The organism is Cupriavidus sp. 8B (assembly GCF_054589115.1).
In genome coordinates this window covers 1-13,868 of sequence record NZ_BAAILO010000349.1, presented here as the reverse complement: position 1 = coordinate 13,868, position 13,868 = coordinate 1, and the positions used below count along the sequence as shown (strand labels likewise).

The 13,868-nt window shown below is 64.8% G+C and carries 10 protein-coding genes; 3 read left to right on the top strand and 7 right to left on the bottom strand.

The features are described 5' to 3' along the window. Positions 1-142 precede the first annotated feature (142 nt). Positions 143-937 (top strand): LysR family transcriptional regulator, encoded by a 795-nt coding sequence (locus tag ACYP5B_RS33975; RefSeq protein WP_459572546.1) that lies wholly within the window; start codon positions 143-145, stop codon positions 935-937. Positions 938-1,226: 289 nt separating this feature from the next. On the opposite strand, the gene ACYP5B_RS33970 is transcribed toward ACYP5B_RS33975, so the two are convergent. Next, positions 1,227-1,967: a hypothetical protein gene (locus ACYP5B_RS33970; RefSeq protein ID WP_459572547.1), complete on the bottom strand. Its 741-nt coding sequence runs from the start codon at positions 1,965-1,967 to the stop codon at positions 1,227-1,229. A gap of 507 nt (positions 1,968-2,474) precedes the next feature. Between ACYP5B_RS33970 and ACYP5B_RS33965 the strand changes: the two genes are divergently transcribed. Together ACYP5B_RS33965 and ACYP5B_RS33960 are read left to right on the top strand one after the other, a co-directional pair. Next, complete coding sequence (locus ACYP5B_RS33965; RefSeq protein WP_400101939.1) at positions 2,475-3,116, top strand: hypothetical protein; 642 nt, start codon at positions 2,475-2,477, stop codon at positions 3,114-3,116. A gap of 114 nt (positions 3,117-3,230) precedes the next feature. Then, positions 3,231-3,617 (top strand): hypothetical protein, encoded by a 387-nt coding sequence (locus ACYP5B_RS33960; RefSeq protein WP_459572544.1) that lies wholly within the window; start codon positions 3,231-3,233, stop codon positions 3,615-3,617. A 172-nt stretch (positions 3,618-3,789) separates the two neighbouring features. On the opposite strand, the gene clpB is transcribed toward ACYP5B_RS33960, so the two are convergent. From clpB to ACYP5B_RS33930, 6 genes are all read right to left on the bottom strand, one after another. Next, positions 3,790-6,378, bottom strand: coding sequence for an ATP-dependent chaperone ClpB (gene clpB / locus ACYP5B_RS33955; RefSeq protein WP_400101941.1), 2,589 nt, complete (start codon positions 6,376-6,378; stop codon positions 3,790-3,792). Between the two features lie 198 nt (positions 6,379-6,576). Beyond that, a complete protein-coding gene (locus ACYP5B_RS33950; protein ID WP_459572543.1) occupies positions 6,577-7,506 on the bottom strand; it encodes a MaoC/PaaZ C-terminal domain-containing protein in 930 nt (309 codons plus the stop codon). After that, positions 7,506-9,671, bottom strand: a complete 2,166-nt coding sequence (locus ACYP5B_RS33945) for a D-(-)-3-hydroxybutyrate oligomer hydrolase (protein ID WP_459572542.1) — start codon at positions 9,669-9,671, stop codon at positions 7,506-7,508. The genes ACYP5B_RS33950 and ACYP5B_RS33945 overlap by 1 nt, the downstream gene beginning before the upstream one ends. 113 nt (positions 9,672-9,784) lie before the next feature. Further along, positions 9,785-11,332 (bottom strand): acyl-CoA synthetase, encoded by a 1,548-nt coding sequence (locus tag ACYP5B_RS33940; protein WP_459572540.1) that lies wholly within the window; start codon positions 11,330-11,332, stop codon positions 9,785-9,787. A 90-nt stretch (positions 11,333-11,422) separates the two neighbouring features. Further along, positions 11,423-12,499: a branched-chain amino acid ABC transporter permease gene (locus tag ACYP5B_RS33935; protein ID WP_267603501.1), complete on the bottom strand. Its 1,077-nt coding sequence runs from the start codon at positions 12,497-12,499 to the stop codon at positions 11,423-11,425. A gap of 15 nt (positions 12,500-12,514) precedes the next feature. Next, complete coding sequence (locus ACYP5B_RS33930; protein ID WP_400101951.1) at positions 12,515-13,546, bottom strand: branched-chain amino acid ABC transporter permease; 1,032 nt, start codon at positions 13,544-13,546, stop codon at positions 12,515-12,517. Positions 13,547-13,868 lie beyond the last annotated feature (322 nt).

The following is a 13,868-nucleotide window of genomic DNA, read 5'->3' as shown; positions in this document are numbered from 1 at the left end:
GTCTATGGCCAAGGGCCTTCCCATCTTCCCCATGACTGCATCTCCATGTTCAGTTTAGGAAGAATAGGTCTTTCTTTCTTTTGTCTCCACCCTCTTAGCGATAGCCTCTGAACTCACTTCCGCAGCGTTGCGGAAAGTCAAGATGACAACGTTCAAACAACTAGAGGCCTTTGTCGCCATCAGCGAAATGGGGTCTTTCGAAGCGGCAGCCGAGAAGCTTGACGTCGCACAATCGGCCGTTTCCAGGCATATCAAGGAATTTGAGGCCGGCTTTGACTATCCCTTGTTTGATCGGTCTGGCCGGACCGCTAAGCTGACCTTGGACGGCACGGAAGCGCTAGCGCGTGCGCGCGAGGTATTGAAGCAGCGCAATTTGCTACTGGATCAGTTCATTCGCAAGGAGGTGCTGGTGCGAAAGCTCCGCCTCGGCGTCACCGAGCTGACGGCGCTAACTTGGTTACCGCGCTTCATTGAGGCAATACGCACCGAGTTTCCGCAGGTCGTGATCGAGTTGGAGGTCGAGCACAGTGTGCCCTTGTATGAACGGCTGCGCACTGGCCAACTCGACCTGATCATCGTACCCAATGCATTCCGGTCAACTGGTCTGCTAAGAACGAAGTTGGCGGAAGTCAGCAATGGATGGTTCTGCAGCCCCGCGCTAGCCGTACCGGACACGCGCATCAAGGTTTCAGAACTCAGCAATTACACGCTTCTGATGCAAGGACGGCAGTCCGGAGCGGGAGTCCTCATGCGGGACTGGTTTAACCAGCACGGCGTGGCGCCCAAGAACACGCTATGCGAAGGCCGGAACCGACCAGCCGGCCATGATTGCGAGGCAAGCGCCCCAGCGCCTGACGATTGCAGTAGCTTGCTTCAATTGTCTCCACCCGTTTTTTCTAGTTGGGAAAATCACGCCATACGGACAGCAAAGGATTGATCCAGCTCGCCGGCCCCTGCCTTCCTGAAGGTGCGTGGGGAGACGCCAAAGGCCGAATGGCCGGTTCCGGTCGCTTGCCAGGGCCAGTCCCGACGTCTACTGCGTCCGAAGCGGTCGTTCGGCCAAGCGTTGGAAATGGAGCCTTACTTTGCGTCGCTGCGTCACGGGCTTGATTACGAAGCCTGAAATCGTTCCCGTTAGCCACAACGGCGCTCGCTGCGCGCGCCTATCGCGCTGAACACGAGCCTGTCCACCCTGTCAGGGCAAAATCGCGGTGTGACCCTGACGATTAGTCGGCCCGGCACCACCGACCAGACTCTGGGCACACACTGGCCCTTGCACCGTTCAGCCAGACTTGCTCTTCATTCAGTTGCAATGAGATCGAAGGGGCGATGTCGAAGGCAACCTTAAGTGCGTGCCCAACATTGGCATCTTCGATGGGAAGCTCCCAGGTCAGGAATAGTTGGGTGCAATCCTGGTCGGGCGGGAAGTCGGCCACATTAAAGCCGCTGCTGCGGCGTTGAATTACGCCATGAGGCTGGCAAGTATCGAATATCACAGCCGTACCCCGGGTCAGGGGGATTCGATGACCCAAAGAGGGAAAATGCAAGTCCTGCCCCCTGTCCTCGCTCAGGAATAGATTGCAAAAGGCCGCACCGCCATATTGCGCACCGTCATGGTGGTACTTCGCGCCGCGGCAGGCCATGAGGGCTACGTCACTGGAGGCGAGCACCCCGGGCAGTCCAAGCGCGCACGCCCAATCGGACACTGCCTGCACGCAGCGCGTGTAGTCCGGCCAGCGCGCTCGCGCTCGTGCCAAAGGCATTGCCTCGACATCCCCGGGTTCCAGGACCAAGCGGGACGATATCTCCCTTGCCCAATCCGCAAGCAGACGTGCAGGGGGCACAGGCACGTCGACCGTGCCTGATAGCACGATGTCACTCACGCGTCGACTGCGGATGGCGTCGCCACTCCAGAAATAGGAAGTGAGGAAGTCTCGTACTTGATGCTGTTGAGGGCGGTGGCTCATCTGGACCAGTGTAATGCGGCTGCCTCGGTAATGTAGCGGATCGTAGCGCGTCGGCCACTTTTGGTCGCTGATGTGTACCATGGCGATAAGAACACCTACCACATCATCCGCCCGTATGCCTTGCTATTTTTCTCATGTGAAAGTATGAGGCAAGTGCACACTGCTGCGTTGTGAATCCCCCGAGCCAGTCCCGGCTGGGATGATGGCGGCTGTCCCGGCTCCTGGCGTGTATGCCCGTGCGGTAGAGCGAAGTGTTTTCTCCGTCCATCTTGGACGCGACGTTTTCCATACCACGCGCGCCCGGACCTGCGGCCTGATGGCGCTTTGCGGCGTGGCACGGGCGGACTGAACGCGCCGAATCCCGGCATAATCCGCAGGAGATACCCAGACGAGCCGGCGCAAAACATGAACGAATGTCCCCGATGCGCTCACCCAGGGCTTGCCGTTTCCCTTGGCAAGGTTCCACATGGCGTTGCCGCCCGAATACCACTCGGGAAGCCAGCAAGCTTGCCGGCGATACTTCTGGCAGTCGCACTGGCGCTGGCACTCGGCCACAGCCACGAGGGTTGGGCGGGGCCCCTGGCCGAGCAGCCCACGCTAAGCATCGAAGAGCGCGCGACAGAGCCACCTCAGTTGTTCCCCCCGACTTACGATGAAGCCGTCACGGCGCTGATCCGGGCGTTTGACATCGGCGCGATCCTCGCGGCTGGCCTGGACCAGGCCTTTGCCAGGCTGCCGGCGAAAATCGGGCCCATCCCCAAAGAGCGCTACACGCAATGCGCCCGCGCGAAGCTCTCGCCCGAAGTGGTCGAGGCGGTAGTGCGGCCTGCCCTGGCACCCGAGATCCAGGATGCCGGACTGGCGATGCGGCTTGCGCGCTTGCTTGGCTCGCCGGTCGGGCGCAAGACCAAGGACGCGGCGCTATCAGGCAAGGAAGTGACCGAGGCGGGCATTACGGGTGCCGACCTGCTGGAATTCAACCGGTTCATGGAGAACGCCGCATTGAAAGCCTTCCTTGAGCAAGGTGGGCTGGGCCGGATCAAGGATGCCGTGACCCGCGCGATCAAGGTGGAAAGCAAATCGGCGTCGGACGCTTGCGTGAGGGAGCTGATGCCCCTGTATCGCCTCAGGAACGAGCGCTCTGCCTGATGCCTGATGCCCCTGGCGCCCGGCACGCCGTGAAATATCGTTACAGTTGTAATCCCCGGCAGCGCGGCGGCTTGGCTAGAGTCAGCTTATTGCTACTGCAAGACGAGGATCGACATGAAGCATGGTTACTTCTACGCGCTGGGCCTGGGAGCATTCGCCTTGGCGGCCTCCCAGAGCGCATTGGCACGCGTCGATGTGGACCTGAATATCGGCGTGCCTGCGCCGGTGGTGGTGGCGCCGGCCTATCCGGCGCCCGTGTATCCGGCACCTGTGTATCCGGCGCCCGTTTACCAGGCGCCGGCCTATCCTGCGCCCCCGCCGCCCGTGGCCTATCCAGCGCCGGCTCCGGTATATGGGCCGCCTCCCGGGTATAGGCCGCCGGTGGTGGTGGCGCCTGCGGTGGTGATCGGGTGGCACGGTGAGCGCTACTGGGACGGACGCCGCTGGTGGGGCCGCCGCGACTGGTATGCCTACCATCACCCCTACCCGTATCGGCGCTAAGGTTCGGGGTTCCGAGAGGCATGTGATGCAGGCGCGACCCGAAGGTGGCGCGATTGCAACGGTCCGGACCGCATTTTATTAATGTTGATTACAAAGAAAAACCGCCCCGGCAAAGGGGCGGTTTTTCGTTTTGGCGTCCAGGTGCCTGGGTGTCCAGGCGTTACGCCTTGCCTCAGTGAACCTTCGGACCGAAGGTGTACTCCCCGTCCCGGTAATCCACCGGCACCACATCCTTGGCGGCGAACTTGCCTTCCAGGATGGCGCGCGCCACGGGGTTCTCGATCTGCTGCTGGATCGCGCGCTTGAGCGGACGCGCCCCGAACACCGGATCGTAGCCAGCGCTGGCGATCTTGGCCAGCGCTGCCTCGCTCACCTCCAGCGTCATGTCCATGCGCGCCAGCCGTGCCGTCAGCCGCTCCAGCTGGATGCGGGCGATCGACTCGATATGCTGCTGGTCGAGCGAATGGAACACCACCACCTCGTCGATACGGTTCAGGAACTCGGGCCGGAAATGCGTCTTCACTTCCTGCCATACCGCGCCCTTGACCGCCTCGTGCGGCTCGCCGGACATCGCCTGGATGATGTGCGAGCCCAGGTTGGAGGTCATCACGATCACCGTGTTCTTGAAGTCCACCGTGCGGCCCTGGCCGTCGGTCAGGCGGCCATCGTCCAGCACCTGCAGCAACACGTTGAAGACGTCCGGGTGGGCCTTCTCGACTTCGTCGAGCAGGATCACGCTGTACGGCTTGCGGCGCACGGCCTCGGTCAGGTAACCGCCCTCTTCATAGCCCACATATCCCGGCGGCGCGCCGATCAGACGGCTCACACTGTGCTTCTCCATGAATTCGCTCATGTCGATGCGGATCAGGTGGTCCTGCGAATCGAACAGGAACTCGGCCAGCGCCTTGCACAGTTCGGTCTTGCCCACCCCGGTTGGGCCGAGGAACAGGAACGAGCCGTAGGGCTTGTTCTCGTCCGACAGGCCGGCGCGCGAGCGGCGGATGGCGTCCGACACCAGGCGCACGGCCTCGTCCTGGCCCACCACGCGGCGGTGCAGGTAGTCCTCCATATGGATCAGCTTCTCGCGCTCGCCCTGCATCATCCGGGACACCGGAATGCCGGTCGCGCGGCTCACCACTTCGGCGATTTCCTCGGCGCCCACCTGCGTGCGCAGCAGCTTGTTGGGCTGCTTTTGCTCGCTGGCTTCGGCGACCGTGGCAGCCTTGAGCTTGCCTTCCAGCTCGGGCAGCTTGCCGTACTGCAGCTCCGCCACCTTGTCGAGCTTGCCTTCGCGCTGCAGGCGCGTGATCTCCAGGCGGATCTTGTCGATCTCTTCCTTGAGCGCGGCTGCGCCCTGGGCGGCGCCCTTCTCGGCCTTCCAGATCTCTTCGAGGTCGGCGTATTCCTTCTCCAGGCGGCCGATTTCCTGCTCGATCAGCTCAAGCCGCTTCTTCGAGGCTTCATCGGTTTCCCGCTTGACGGCCTCGCGCTCGATCTTGAGCTGGATGGTGCGGCGCTCGAGCTTGTCCATCACCTCCGGCTTGGAGTCGATTTCCATCTTGATGCGCGCACCGGCTTCGTCGATCAGGTCGATAGCCTTGTCGGGCAGGAAGCGGTCGGTGATATAGCGATGCGACAGCTCCGCCGCGGCGACGATGGCCGGGTCGGTGATCTCCACGCCGTGGTGCAGCTCGTACTTCTCTTGCAGGCCGCGCAGGATGGCGATGGTGGCCTCCACGCTTGGCTCGTCGACCAGCACCTTCTGGAAGCGGCGCTCCAGCGCGGCGTCCTTCTCGATGTACTTGCGGTATTCGTCCAGCGTGGTCGCGCCGATGCAATGCAGCTCGCCGCGCGCGAGCGCGGGCTTGAGCATGTTGCCGGCATCGATGGCGCCCTCGGCCTTGCCGGCGCCGACCATGGTGTGCAGCTCATCGATAAAGACGATGGTCTGGCCCTCGTCCTTGGCGATGTCCGACAGCACGGCCTTGAGGCGTTCCTCGAACTCGCCGCGGTACTTGGCGCCAGCCAGCAGGCCGGCCATGTCGAGCACCAGCACGCGCTTGCTCTTGAGGCTTTCCGGCACCTCGCCATTGACGATGCGCTGGGCCAGGCCTTCCACGATGGCGGTCTTGCCCACGCCCGGCTCGCCGATCAGCACGGGGTTGTTCTTGGTGCGGCGCTGCAGGATCTGGATGGTGCGGCGGATTTCGTCGTCGCGGCCGATCACGGGATCGAGCTTGCCGATACGGGCGCGCTCGGTGAGATCCACGGTGTACTTCTTCAGCGCTTCGCGCTGGGTTTCGGCGTCGGCGCTGTTGACCGAATCGCCCCCGCGCACGGCTTCGATGGCGGTCTCGAGCGATTTGCGCGAGAGGCCGTTTTCACGCGCGATGCGGCCAGCCTCGCCCTTGTCATCGGCCACCGCAAGCAGGAACAGCTCGCTGGCGATGAACTGATCGCCGCGCTTGATGGCTTCTTTCTCGGTGGCGTTGAACAGTGCGCTGAGTTCGCGCCCAACCTGGACCTCGCTGGTGCCCTGCACCTGCGGCAAGCGCTTGATGGCGGCATCCAGCGCGGTGGTCAGGCCGCCGACGTTGACGCCGGCGCGCGCCAGCAGCGCGCGGGCGGCACCGTCGTTCTGCGCCAGCAAGGCGCGCAGCACGTGAAGCGGGTCGATGTATTGGTTGTCGTTGCCGATCGCCAGGCTCTGGGCATCAGCCAGCGCTTCCTGGAATCGGGTAGTCAGTTTGTCAAGTCGCATTTAGGAGCTCTCTTTTTCGGATGAGTGTCCTGATGCGGAAGGCGGGGCGCTTACGCCCCAACCTGCCGATCCCGCAACGCAGGCCGGACACTGGTGTCTGATCGAAAGATAAGGCTTTGCGCCTACATTTCAAGGCCTGACTGCACGGCCCTTGATGTGGCGCAGGCAATACGTTGCGGCTTGGCCACCCCAGCAGCCTCAGGCGGCCGACAGCGACCGCTTGTCCTCCAGGTTGCGCACCAGCACCAGCGCCTCGCCGGCCAGCACCACGCGGCCATCGTCGCCGGTGACCACCGTAGCCAGGTTGACCAGGTCCTTGTCGCGGCGCAGGCGCACGATGCGCACCGAAGCGGTCAGCAGCTCGCCCAGCCGCGCCGGCGAGCGCAGCCGCAGCGACTGCTTCATCCAGCCGGTGCCGCGGCCCGGCAAGCGGGTGCCCAGCAAGTCCGAGAACATGCCGGCCAGCAACGGCAGCGGCACGATGGTGCCCTCGAAGCCGCGGCTGTGGGCAAACACCGGGTCGGTATAGAGGGCACTGCCATCATCGGTCAACGCCACGTATTCATCGATATCACCCGCACTAAAGCTGCGTATCGCCGAAGCCTCCTGGCCCACGCTCAGGTGATAGAGCGTACGCTCGCCGGCCGGCTGCGCCACGAGGTGCCCGGCGGAGTGCCCAACCTCGTCGGCATCCTGGCGCTGCGCCTCGGCCAGCGATTCCGCGCTGGCGTCGACCAGCAGCACCGCATCCCCTTGTGCCGTAATCTGCTCATCCGTCGCGGGTGTGCGGTTGCGGCCGCGCTGCACGCAGCGGATCGAGGTGTCCAGCGCGATCCGGTCGCGGCCGGGCGTTTCGTTCAACACCAGCACGGCGGCCACGCCGTCGCCGACGAAGGTGGGCCGCGGGAACATCAGCGTCTGCGCGATCGGCAGCACCGGCCGGGGGGTGCTGCGCTGCATCTGCGCGCACAGCAGCGAGAACAGGAACATGCCATGCGCGACCGTGGCGCCGAAATGCGTCGTGCTGGCGAACGCCGGATCGCAGTGGATGGGGTTGTCATCGCGCGAGATTGAGGCGAAGCGGTCGAAATCTTCTTGCGTCAGGACGCGTGGGCGGGATGCCTTCATCAGTTGGGTACCTCTACGGTGCTGCCGTTGACCGTGATCCGGTCCGCATCGGCCGGGGTGGCGGCAAACGGCGGCAAATTGGCGGGCAGGATGGCGGGTGCCGGCGACGCGGTGCCGCCGCGCGCGACCGTGCGCACCACCTGCGAAGGTGGCAGCGCGCGGCCGGTGGTCAGGTTGTCGTAGACCGCGTCGAGCGCCCGGTTCAGGTAGACGTGGAGCGGGATAAAGCGATTGTCGTAGCCCGCTACCGCGCCGATGAAACTATCGAAGTGCTGGCCGTTGGTGACTTCGACGTAGGAGAGCTTGCTGGCGCCGCCCTCCTGGAGCCGGTTATAGCCCAGATACGGCCGCGACGTATGGTTGACCGGCAGCAGCGCATCGCTGCGGCCATGCACGATGATGGCCGGCTTGCCGTGCAGGTTGCCCGAGCGCAGCGTCTGGGCCAGGCCCGCTTGCAGCGCCTGGCCCTGCGCGCCGGTGCCCGTCAGCAGCCCGCGCAGGCAGCGGGCGCCGTCGAAGTTGGCATCAGCCACATTGTTGCTCGGCGATTGGGAGTAGATGTCGCGCAGCGGGCCGCCGGGATTGTTATCGTTGATCAGTTGCACGCCGGCCGCCGGCGGCACGCCGTTACCCGTGGCGTACAGCACATTGAGCGTGGCTGGCGGAATCGCCGCCGGCGTCAGCACTGCCGTGCCCGTAGCGGCAAAGCTGAAGCCGCACAGGCGATCCGCCACGGCAGCACGCGCGAGCGCGTTGGCGAAGGTCACCGAGACCGCGTTGGCCACCTCGAACAGGGCCAGCGAGGGATGAAGCGCGTCGGACTCGGGCTCCCAGCCAAATGCGTGCAGCGCCTGCAACGCGCTGGCGGCCTGGGTGGCGGCATCCGGCCCGGTCACCAGGCCCGCGTTGGCCAGCGACTGGCAACGGTTGAGCGCAGGCTGGGCCAGCCCGACGGTCGGCAGCGCGTACAGCGCCACTCCCGGCGCGTTCACCAGCGCGGTCGCCTGCGAGGTGCAGAGCTGCAGCAGGTTGGCCGTGGTGGTGTAGTCATACAGCGGGCGCCCGGATTTGCTGACCGGCACGCCGCCGCGCGTAACGGTGACGCCCGTGTTGCCAGGCAGGTTGAGGTTCGGCTCGCCCACCGCCACGCCGTCGATCAGCCCCTGGGTGTCCTGCTCCGCCGCGGCAATGGCCGCGCCGCCGCCGTTGGAAACGCTGGAAGCGATCACCACGACCTTGTCCGGGCCCAGGCTGCGCTGGCGCGTGCCATCCGTGGCCACGTTGCCGAAGCGGTCGTTGATGGCCCAGATGGCGAAGTCGGCGGCCTGCAACGTGAACGTGCCCCAATCCTTCTCGGGGTTGCGCTGGGAGTGCGCGTGCTTGAACGCCAGGCGGTGCGGCGCCAGCGCATTGAACGCGGCCAGGCTGGTGTTGGGAAACGGGGCGGCAAACTGCGCATTGGTGCCGGCCGCGGCGCGGCTGGCGCGCGTGCCGTCGATCAGCGCAACGGTGTCGGTATCCAGGTCGTGCGGCGCGGCGCCGGTGCCCTTGTCCGTGTAGGCGACGGCGCAGCCGCGCTTGAGCGCCCACTCGCCGGTGGAGATCGCCCCATAGACGCCGCGCGAGCCGGACGATGTGGCGGTGATCAGGCACGGCTTGGCCACATTGAAGCTGTCGGGAATCTGCACCAGCATGGTCACGTTCTGCTGGCCGCTGCCATCGTCGGAGAAGGCCAGGTACTCGCGCCCGGCGACCTTGCCCTGCCCCGTCGTGATGTTGCCTTGCGCGTCCACATTGGGGCCGTACAGCGAGCCGTAGCCACCGCCTGCCGTAGTATCCACCAGCGCGCGGTAGTTGGTGTAGATGGCGTACCGGCGCAACTCGGCCGCCGTGGGCGCGGCCGGGTTCAGCGGCAGCGGCTGGGTGGCGGAGCCCAGGCCGTCCTTGCCGAGGCCCGCGGTGAGCAGGTCGTCGGTGTTGCCGTCGTAGTTCTTGATCGTGACCGTGCCGATGTTCGCCGGCTTGGTATTGGGATTGGTGTTGCCGCTGCTGGCGTTGTTATCGCCCGAGCCGCACGCCGCCAGCAGCAAGCCTGCCGCCCCTGCCAGCGCCAGGCGCGCGCCGTATAGGGTCAAACCGCTATGTCCTGCAAGTCCGCGCAGCATGTTGTGCCCCCTTTATTGCATGCTGGATTGGCATGCTGGATCTATCGGAACGCAATACGGATACGAGAAATTCACGAGACTGCCACTGCATGACATCACACTGCGCACCGCCTTCACTGCGACTGGAAGCGTGCACGCAGCTTGTGCTTTTCCACCTTGCCGGACGGCGTGCGCGGCAGCGCCTCGATCATCCGCACGTGGCGCGGCACCTTGTAGCTTGCCAGCGCGGCGCGGCAATGCGCGAGCACGCCTTCGGCATCGAGCGCCATGCCGGGCTTTGCCACCACCAGCGCCATGCCGACCTCGCCCCAGCGCGCGTCCGGCACGCCGATGACTGCGGCCTCGGATACCGCAGCAAGCTGGAACAGCACATTCTCCACTTCGGCCGGGTAGACGTTCTCGCCGCCCGAAATAAACATGTCCTTGGCGCGGTCGACGATGTAGTAATCGCCCTCCTCGTCCATGTAGGCGATATCGCCGGAGTACAGCCAGCCGCCATGGATGGCGGCATCGGTCGCCTCCGGCAGGTTCCAGTAGCCAGGCGTGACGCCCGGCCCCTTGATCAGCAACTCGCCGCGCTCGCCGGGCGCCACGTCGCGGCCCTGCGGATCCACCACCCGTGTCAGCATGGAGCCGACCGGCTTGCCGATAGTGCCGATCTTGCGGCGCGCCGTGGCCTCGTCGCACACGAACACGGTTGGCCCGGTCTCGGTCATGCCAAAGCCGAAGCAGATCGTCGCGCCCTTGGCCAGGTAGGCCTCCAGCAGCGGCCGCGGCACCGCGGAACCGCCCGCGGCCATATTGCGCACGCGGGAAAAATCCGCCGCCGCGAAGCCGGCATGCTGGCTCAGGAACAGGTAGACCGCGGGCACGGCGAAGAACATGGTGATGCCCTCCCCGGCGCTGGCATCAAGCTTGCGCAGCGTCACCTCGGGGTCGAACTGCCGCATGATATGCACCGTGCCGCCGGCATGCAGCACGGGATTGGCATACAGGTTCAGCCCGCCGGTATGGAAGAACGGCAGCACGTTCAGGAACACGTCGTCGCGCGTGATCTTGTTGGCCAGCATGGCGTTGACGGCATTGAAGAAGACCATGCCGTAGGTCTGGATCACGCCCTTGGGCCGTCCCGTGGTGCCCGAGGTATAAAGCAGGTGCCAGACTTCGTGCTCGTCGCGGCACGGCATCTCGATGACGCGGCCGGAACTGCCCGCCAGCATCGCTTCGTACTCGGTCCAGCCGCCGGGCACGTCCGCGCTCTCGTCGTCGGCCAGGTGCAATACCGCGCGCAGCGGCAAGGCGTCGGCAAGCGCGGCTGCGGTTGCGAGAAAGCCGTCGCCGGCCACCAGGACATCGGGCGAGCAGTCGCGCAGGATCGGCAGCAGTTCCGCCGCCGGCAGCCGCCAGTTCAGGCAGACCATCACCATGCCGGCCTTGGCGCAGCCATAGAGCATCTCGAAATAGTCCGAGCTGTTGTGGGCCAGCACGGCCACGCGGGCCCCGGGAGCCAGCCGCAGGCGCTCGCTCAGGTATTGCGCGAAGCGGCTGGCGCGCTCGTCGAACTGCCGGTAGGTCACCGTGCGGCCGCTCTCCACGTCGACCAGCGCGACCTTGTCCGGCGTATGCAGGGCATTCTTGTGCAGCCAGTCGACTACGTACATGGTCGGGAATCTCCGATTGTGGATGTTCTTGTTATAGCGCTTTTGATCGTTCTTGTGGCTGCATGCCGCTTGCTGCCTGGTGCTAGCGCCCTATGACGCCACCTCGTGCTCCGAGCGATCGCCACGCAGCCGGCCGACGATGCCTTGCGGGAAGTAATACACGCTGAGGATAAACAGCAGGCCGAGCCACAGCAGCCAGCGGTCCGGATGCAGCAGCCCAGACAGCAGCGGGATCGCCGCGGTGGCATCGCTCGCCAGCTTCATCACGTCCTGCAGGTAGGTCTGCGCCACCAGGAACAGCGTGGTGCCGATCAACGCGCCGTACAGCGTGCCCATGCCGCCAATCACCACGATCAGAAGGATGTCGACCATGATCTCGAAGGACAACGAGGTGTCCGGGCCGTTGTAGCGCAGCCAGAGCGCCATCAGCACCCCGGCCAGCGTGGCAAACCCGGCCGACAGCACGGTGGACACGGTACGGTACACCACGGTGCGGTAGCCGATGGCCTCGGCTCGGAAATCGTTCTCGCGGATCGCCTGCAGCACCCGGCCGAACGGCGAATTCACCACGCGCAACAGCAGCAGGAACAGCAGCAGCGCGCTGGCAAACACAAAGTAATAGGAAAACAGCTTGCCGTTGAGCGGCACGCCAAGCCACTCGGCGTCGCCCAGCGAAAAGCCCGGGGTGAAGACTTCCGGCACCTTGAAGCTGATGCCATCCTCGCCGCCGGTCCACTCGGAGAGCTGCGACACCAGCGTGGCAAAGGCGGTGGCCACCGCCAGCGTGATCATGGCAAAGAAGATCGCCCGGACCCGCAGCGAGAACAGCCCGATCAGGAAGGCCAGCAGCATCGACACCAGCAGCGCGCCCAGCGTGCCGAGCGCCAGCGCGCCCCACCCCGGCTCCAGCCGCGACATGGCAATCGCCACGCCATAGCCGCCGATGCCGAAGAACATGGTGTGGGCAAAGGAGACGATGCCGGTATAGCCGAGCAACAAGTCGTAGCTGGCCACCAGCACCACGAAGATGCAGATCTTGGCGGCCATATTGAGCGCGCGCGCGCCGGGAAACAGGAAGGGCGCGCACGCCAGCGCCAGCAGCATGGCCAACAGGATCACGGTCAGCACGCGGCTTCTTGGCAGGTCGCCGGAAAGCAGTCGGGTCATGGTTTTCCTCGGCGCTCAGCGCTTGGCTACCGGGTAAAGGCCCTGCGGACGCCACAGCAGGATCATCACCATCAGCAGGATGTTCGAGAACAGCGCTACCTTGGGGAACAGGAAGCCGGTGTAGTTAGCCATCAGGCCCACCAGCAAGGCACCGACAAAGCAGCCGGTGGTGGAGCCGAGCCCGCCGATGATGATCACGATGAAGATCAGCACATTGACCTGGGCACCGATCGACGCGGTGATGTTCTGCTGGTACAGCCCCCACAGCACGCCGCCCATGCCGGCAAGCCCTGCCCCCACCACGAACACGCCGATGAACAAGAGCCGGATGCGGTAGCCGAGCGACTCCACCATCTCGCGGTTCTCCACGCCGGCGCGGATCAACAGGCCGATGCGCGTGCGGTTGAGCACCAGCACCATGGAGATGAAGATCACCAGCCCGAGCACCACGGCGATGAGCCGGTATTTCTCGATGGCCGCGTCGCCCAGCAGCACCGCGCCGCGGAAGGTCGTGGGCACCTGCAGCGCAATGGTCTCCGCTCCCCAGATCGCCTTGATCAGCTGCTCGGCCACGATCATGCCGCCCATGGTGATCAGGATCTGCTTCAGGTGCTGGCCGTAGACCGGGCGCACCACGATGCGCTCGAACAGGAAGCCGATGGCGCCCGCCGCCACCATCGCCGCCAGGATGGCAAGGCCGAACACCGCCAGGTTGAGCCACAGGCTGTCGGCCTCCACCCAGGCGCCCAGCGGCAGCAGCACGGATGCCGCCACATAGGCCCCCAGCGCGATAAACGCGCCGTGCCCAAAGTTGAGCACGTCCATCAGGCCGAATACCAGCGTCAGGCCCGACGACACCACGAACACGATCATGCCCATGGCAAGGCCGGCGATGGTCAGGGTGAGCCAGGTCGAGCCGCTGCCGATCAGGGGATAGGCCAGCAGCATCAGCAGCGGGGCCAGCGCCAGCGGGGTCCAGTCGAGCCGGACCTTTGGCAGGTCGGCCGGCGCCGCCGGGGTGGTGGGTAAGGAGCTTGTACTCGCCATTGTCTCGGTCCTGACGATGTCTTGTTTGGTCATGGGCGGCAGCACGTGCCGCCGCGCTTCATTCTTCGATTGTTCGCTCCCCCCTTCCACGTAGTGGGAGAGCACCGTGTCAAGTGGGGCCGGGGAGAGGGCGGGCATTGGCCCTCGAACGCTTACTTGTTCACCATCTGCGCTGCTTCACTGCAAATTCAACTGCTTTAACGTCAAAAGGTCAAAAGGCCAAAAGGTCAAAAGCTTAAAGTCAAAGGCAGTTTCACCTCCCCTGCGGGGAGGCGACCTACTTTCTTGTCTCGCCAAGAAAGTAGGCAAAGAAGGCGACCCG

Bases quoted from the DNA above. Each gene is read 5' to 3' on its own strand.
- ACYP5B_RS33935 (WP_267603501.1), bottom strand. From the start codon at position 12,499: ATGACCCGACTGCTTTCCGGCGACCTGCCAAGAAGCCGCGTGCTGACC.
- ACYP5B_RS33975 (WP_459572546.1), top strand. From the start codon at position 143: ATGACAACGTTCAAACAACTAGAGGCCTTTGTCGCCATCAGCGAAATG.
- ACYP5B_RS33940 (WP_459572540.1), bottom strand. From the start codon at position 11,332: ATGTACGTAGTCGACTGGCTGCACAAGAATGCCCTGCATACGCCGGAC.
- ACYP5B_RS33950 (WP_459572543.1), bottom strand. From the start codon at position 7,506: ATGAAGGCATCCCGCCCACGCGTCCTGACGCAAGAAGATTTCGACCGC.
- ACYP5B_RS33945 (WP_459572542.1), bottom strand. From the start codon at position 9,671: ATGCTGCGCGGACTTGCAGGACATAGCGGTTTGACCCTATACGGCGCG.
- ACYP5B_RS33930 (WP_400101951.1), bottom strand. From the start codon at position 13,546: ATGGCGAGTACAAGCTCCTTACCCACCACCCCGGCGGCGCCGGCCGAC.
- clpB (WP_400101941.1), bottom strand. From the start codon at position 6,378: ATGCGACTTGACAAACTGACTACCCGATTCCAGGAAGCGCTGGCTGAT.
- ACYP5B_RS33960 (WP_459572544.1), top strand. From the start codon at position 3,231: ATGAAGCATGGTTACTTCTACGCGCTGGGCCTGGGAGCATTCGCCTTG.
- ACYP5B_RS33970 (WP_459572547.1), bottom strand. From the start codon at position 1,967: ATGAGCCACCGCCCTCAACAGCATCAAGTACGAGACTTCCTCACTTCC.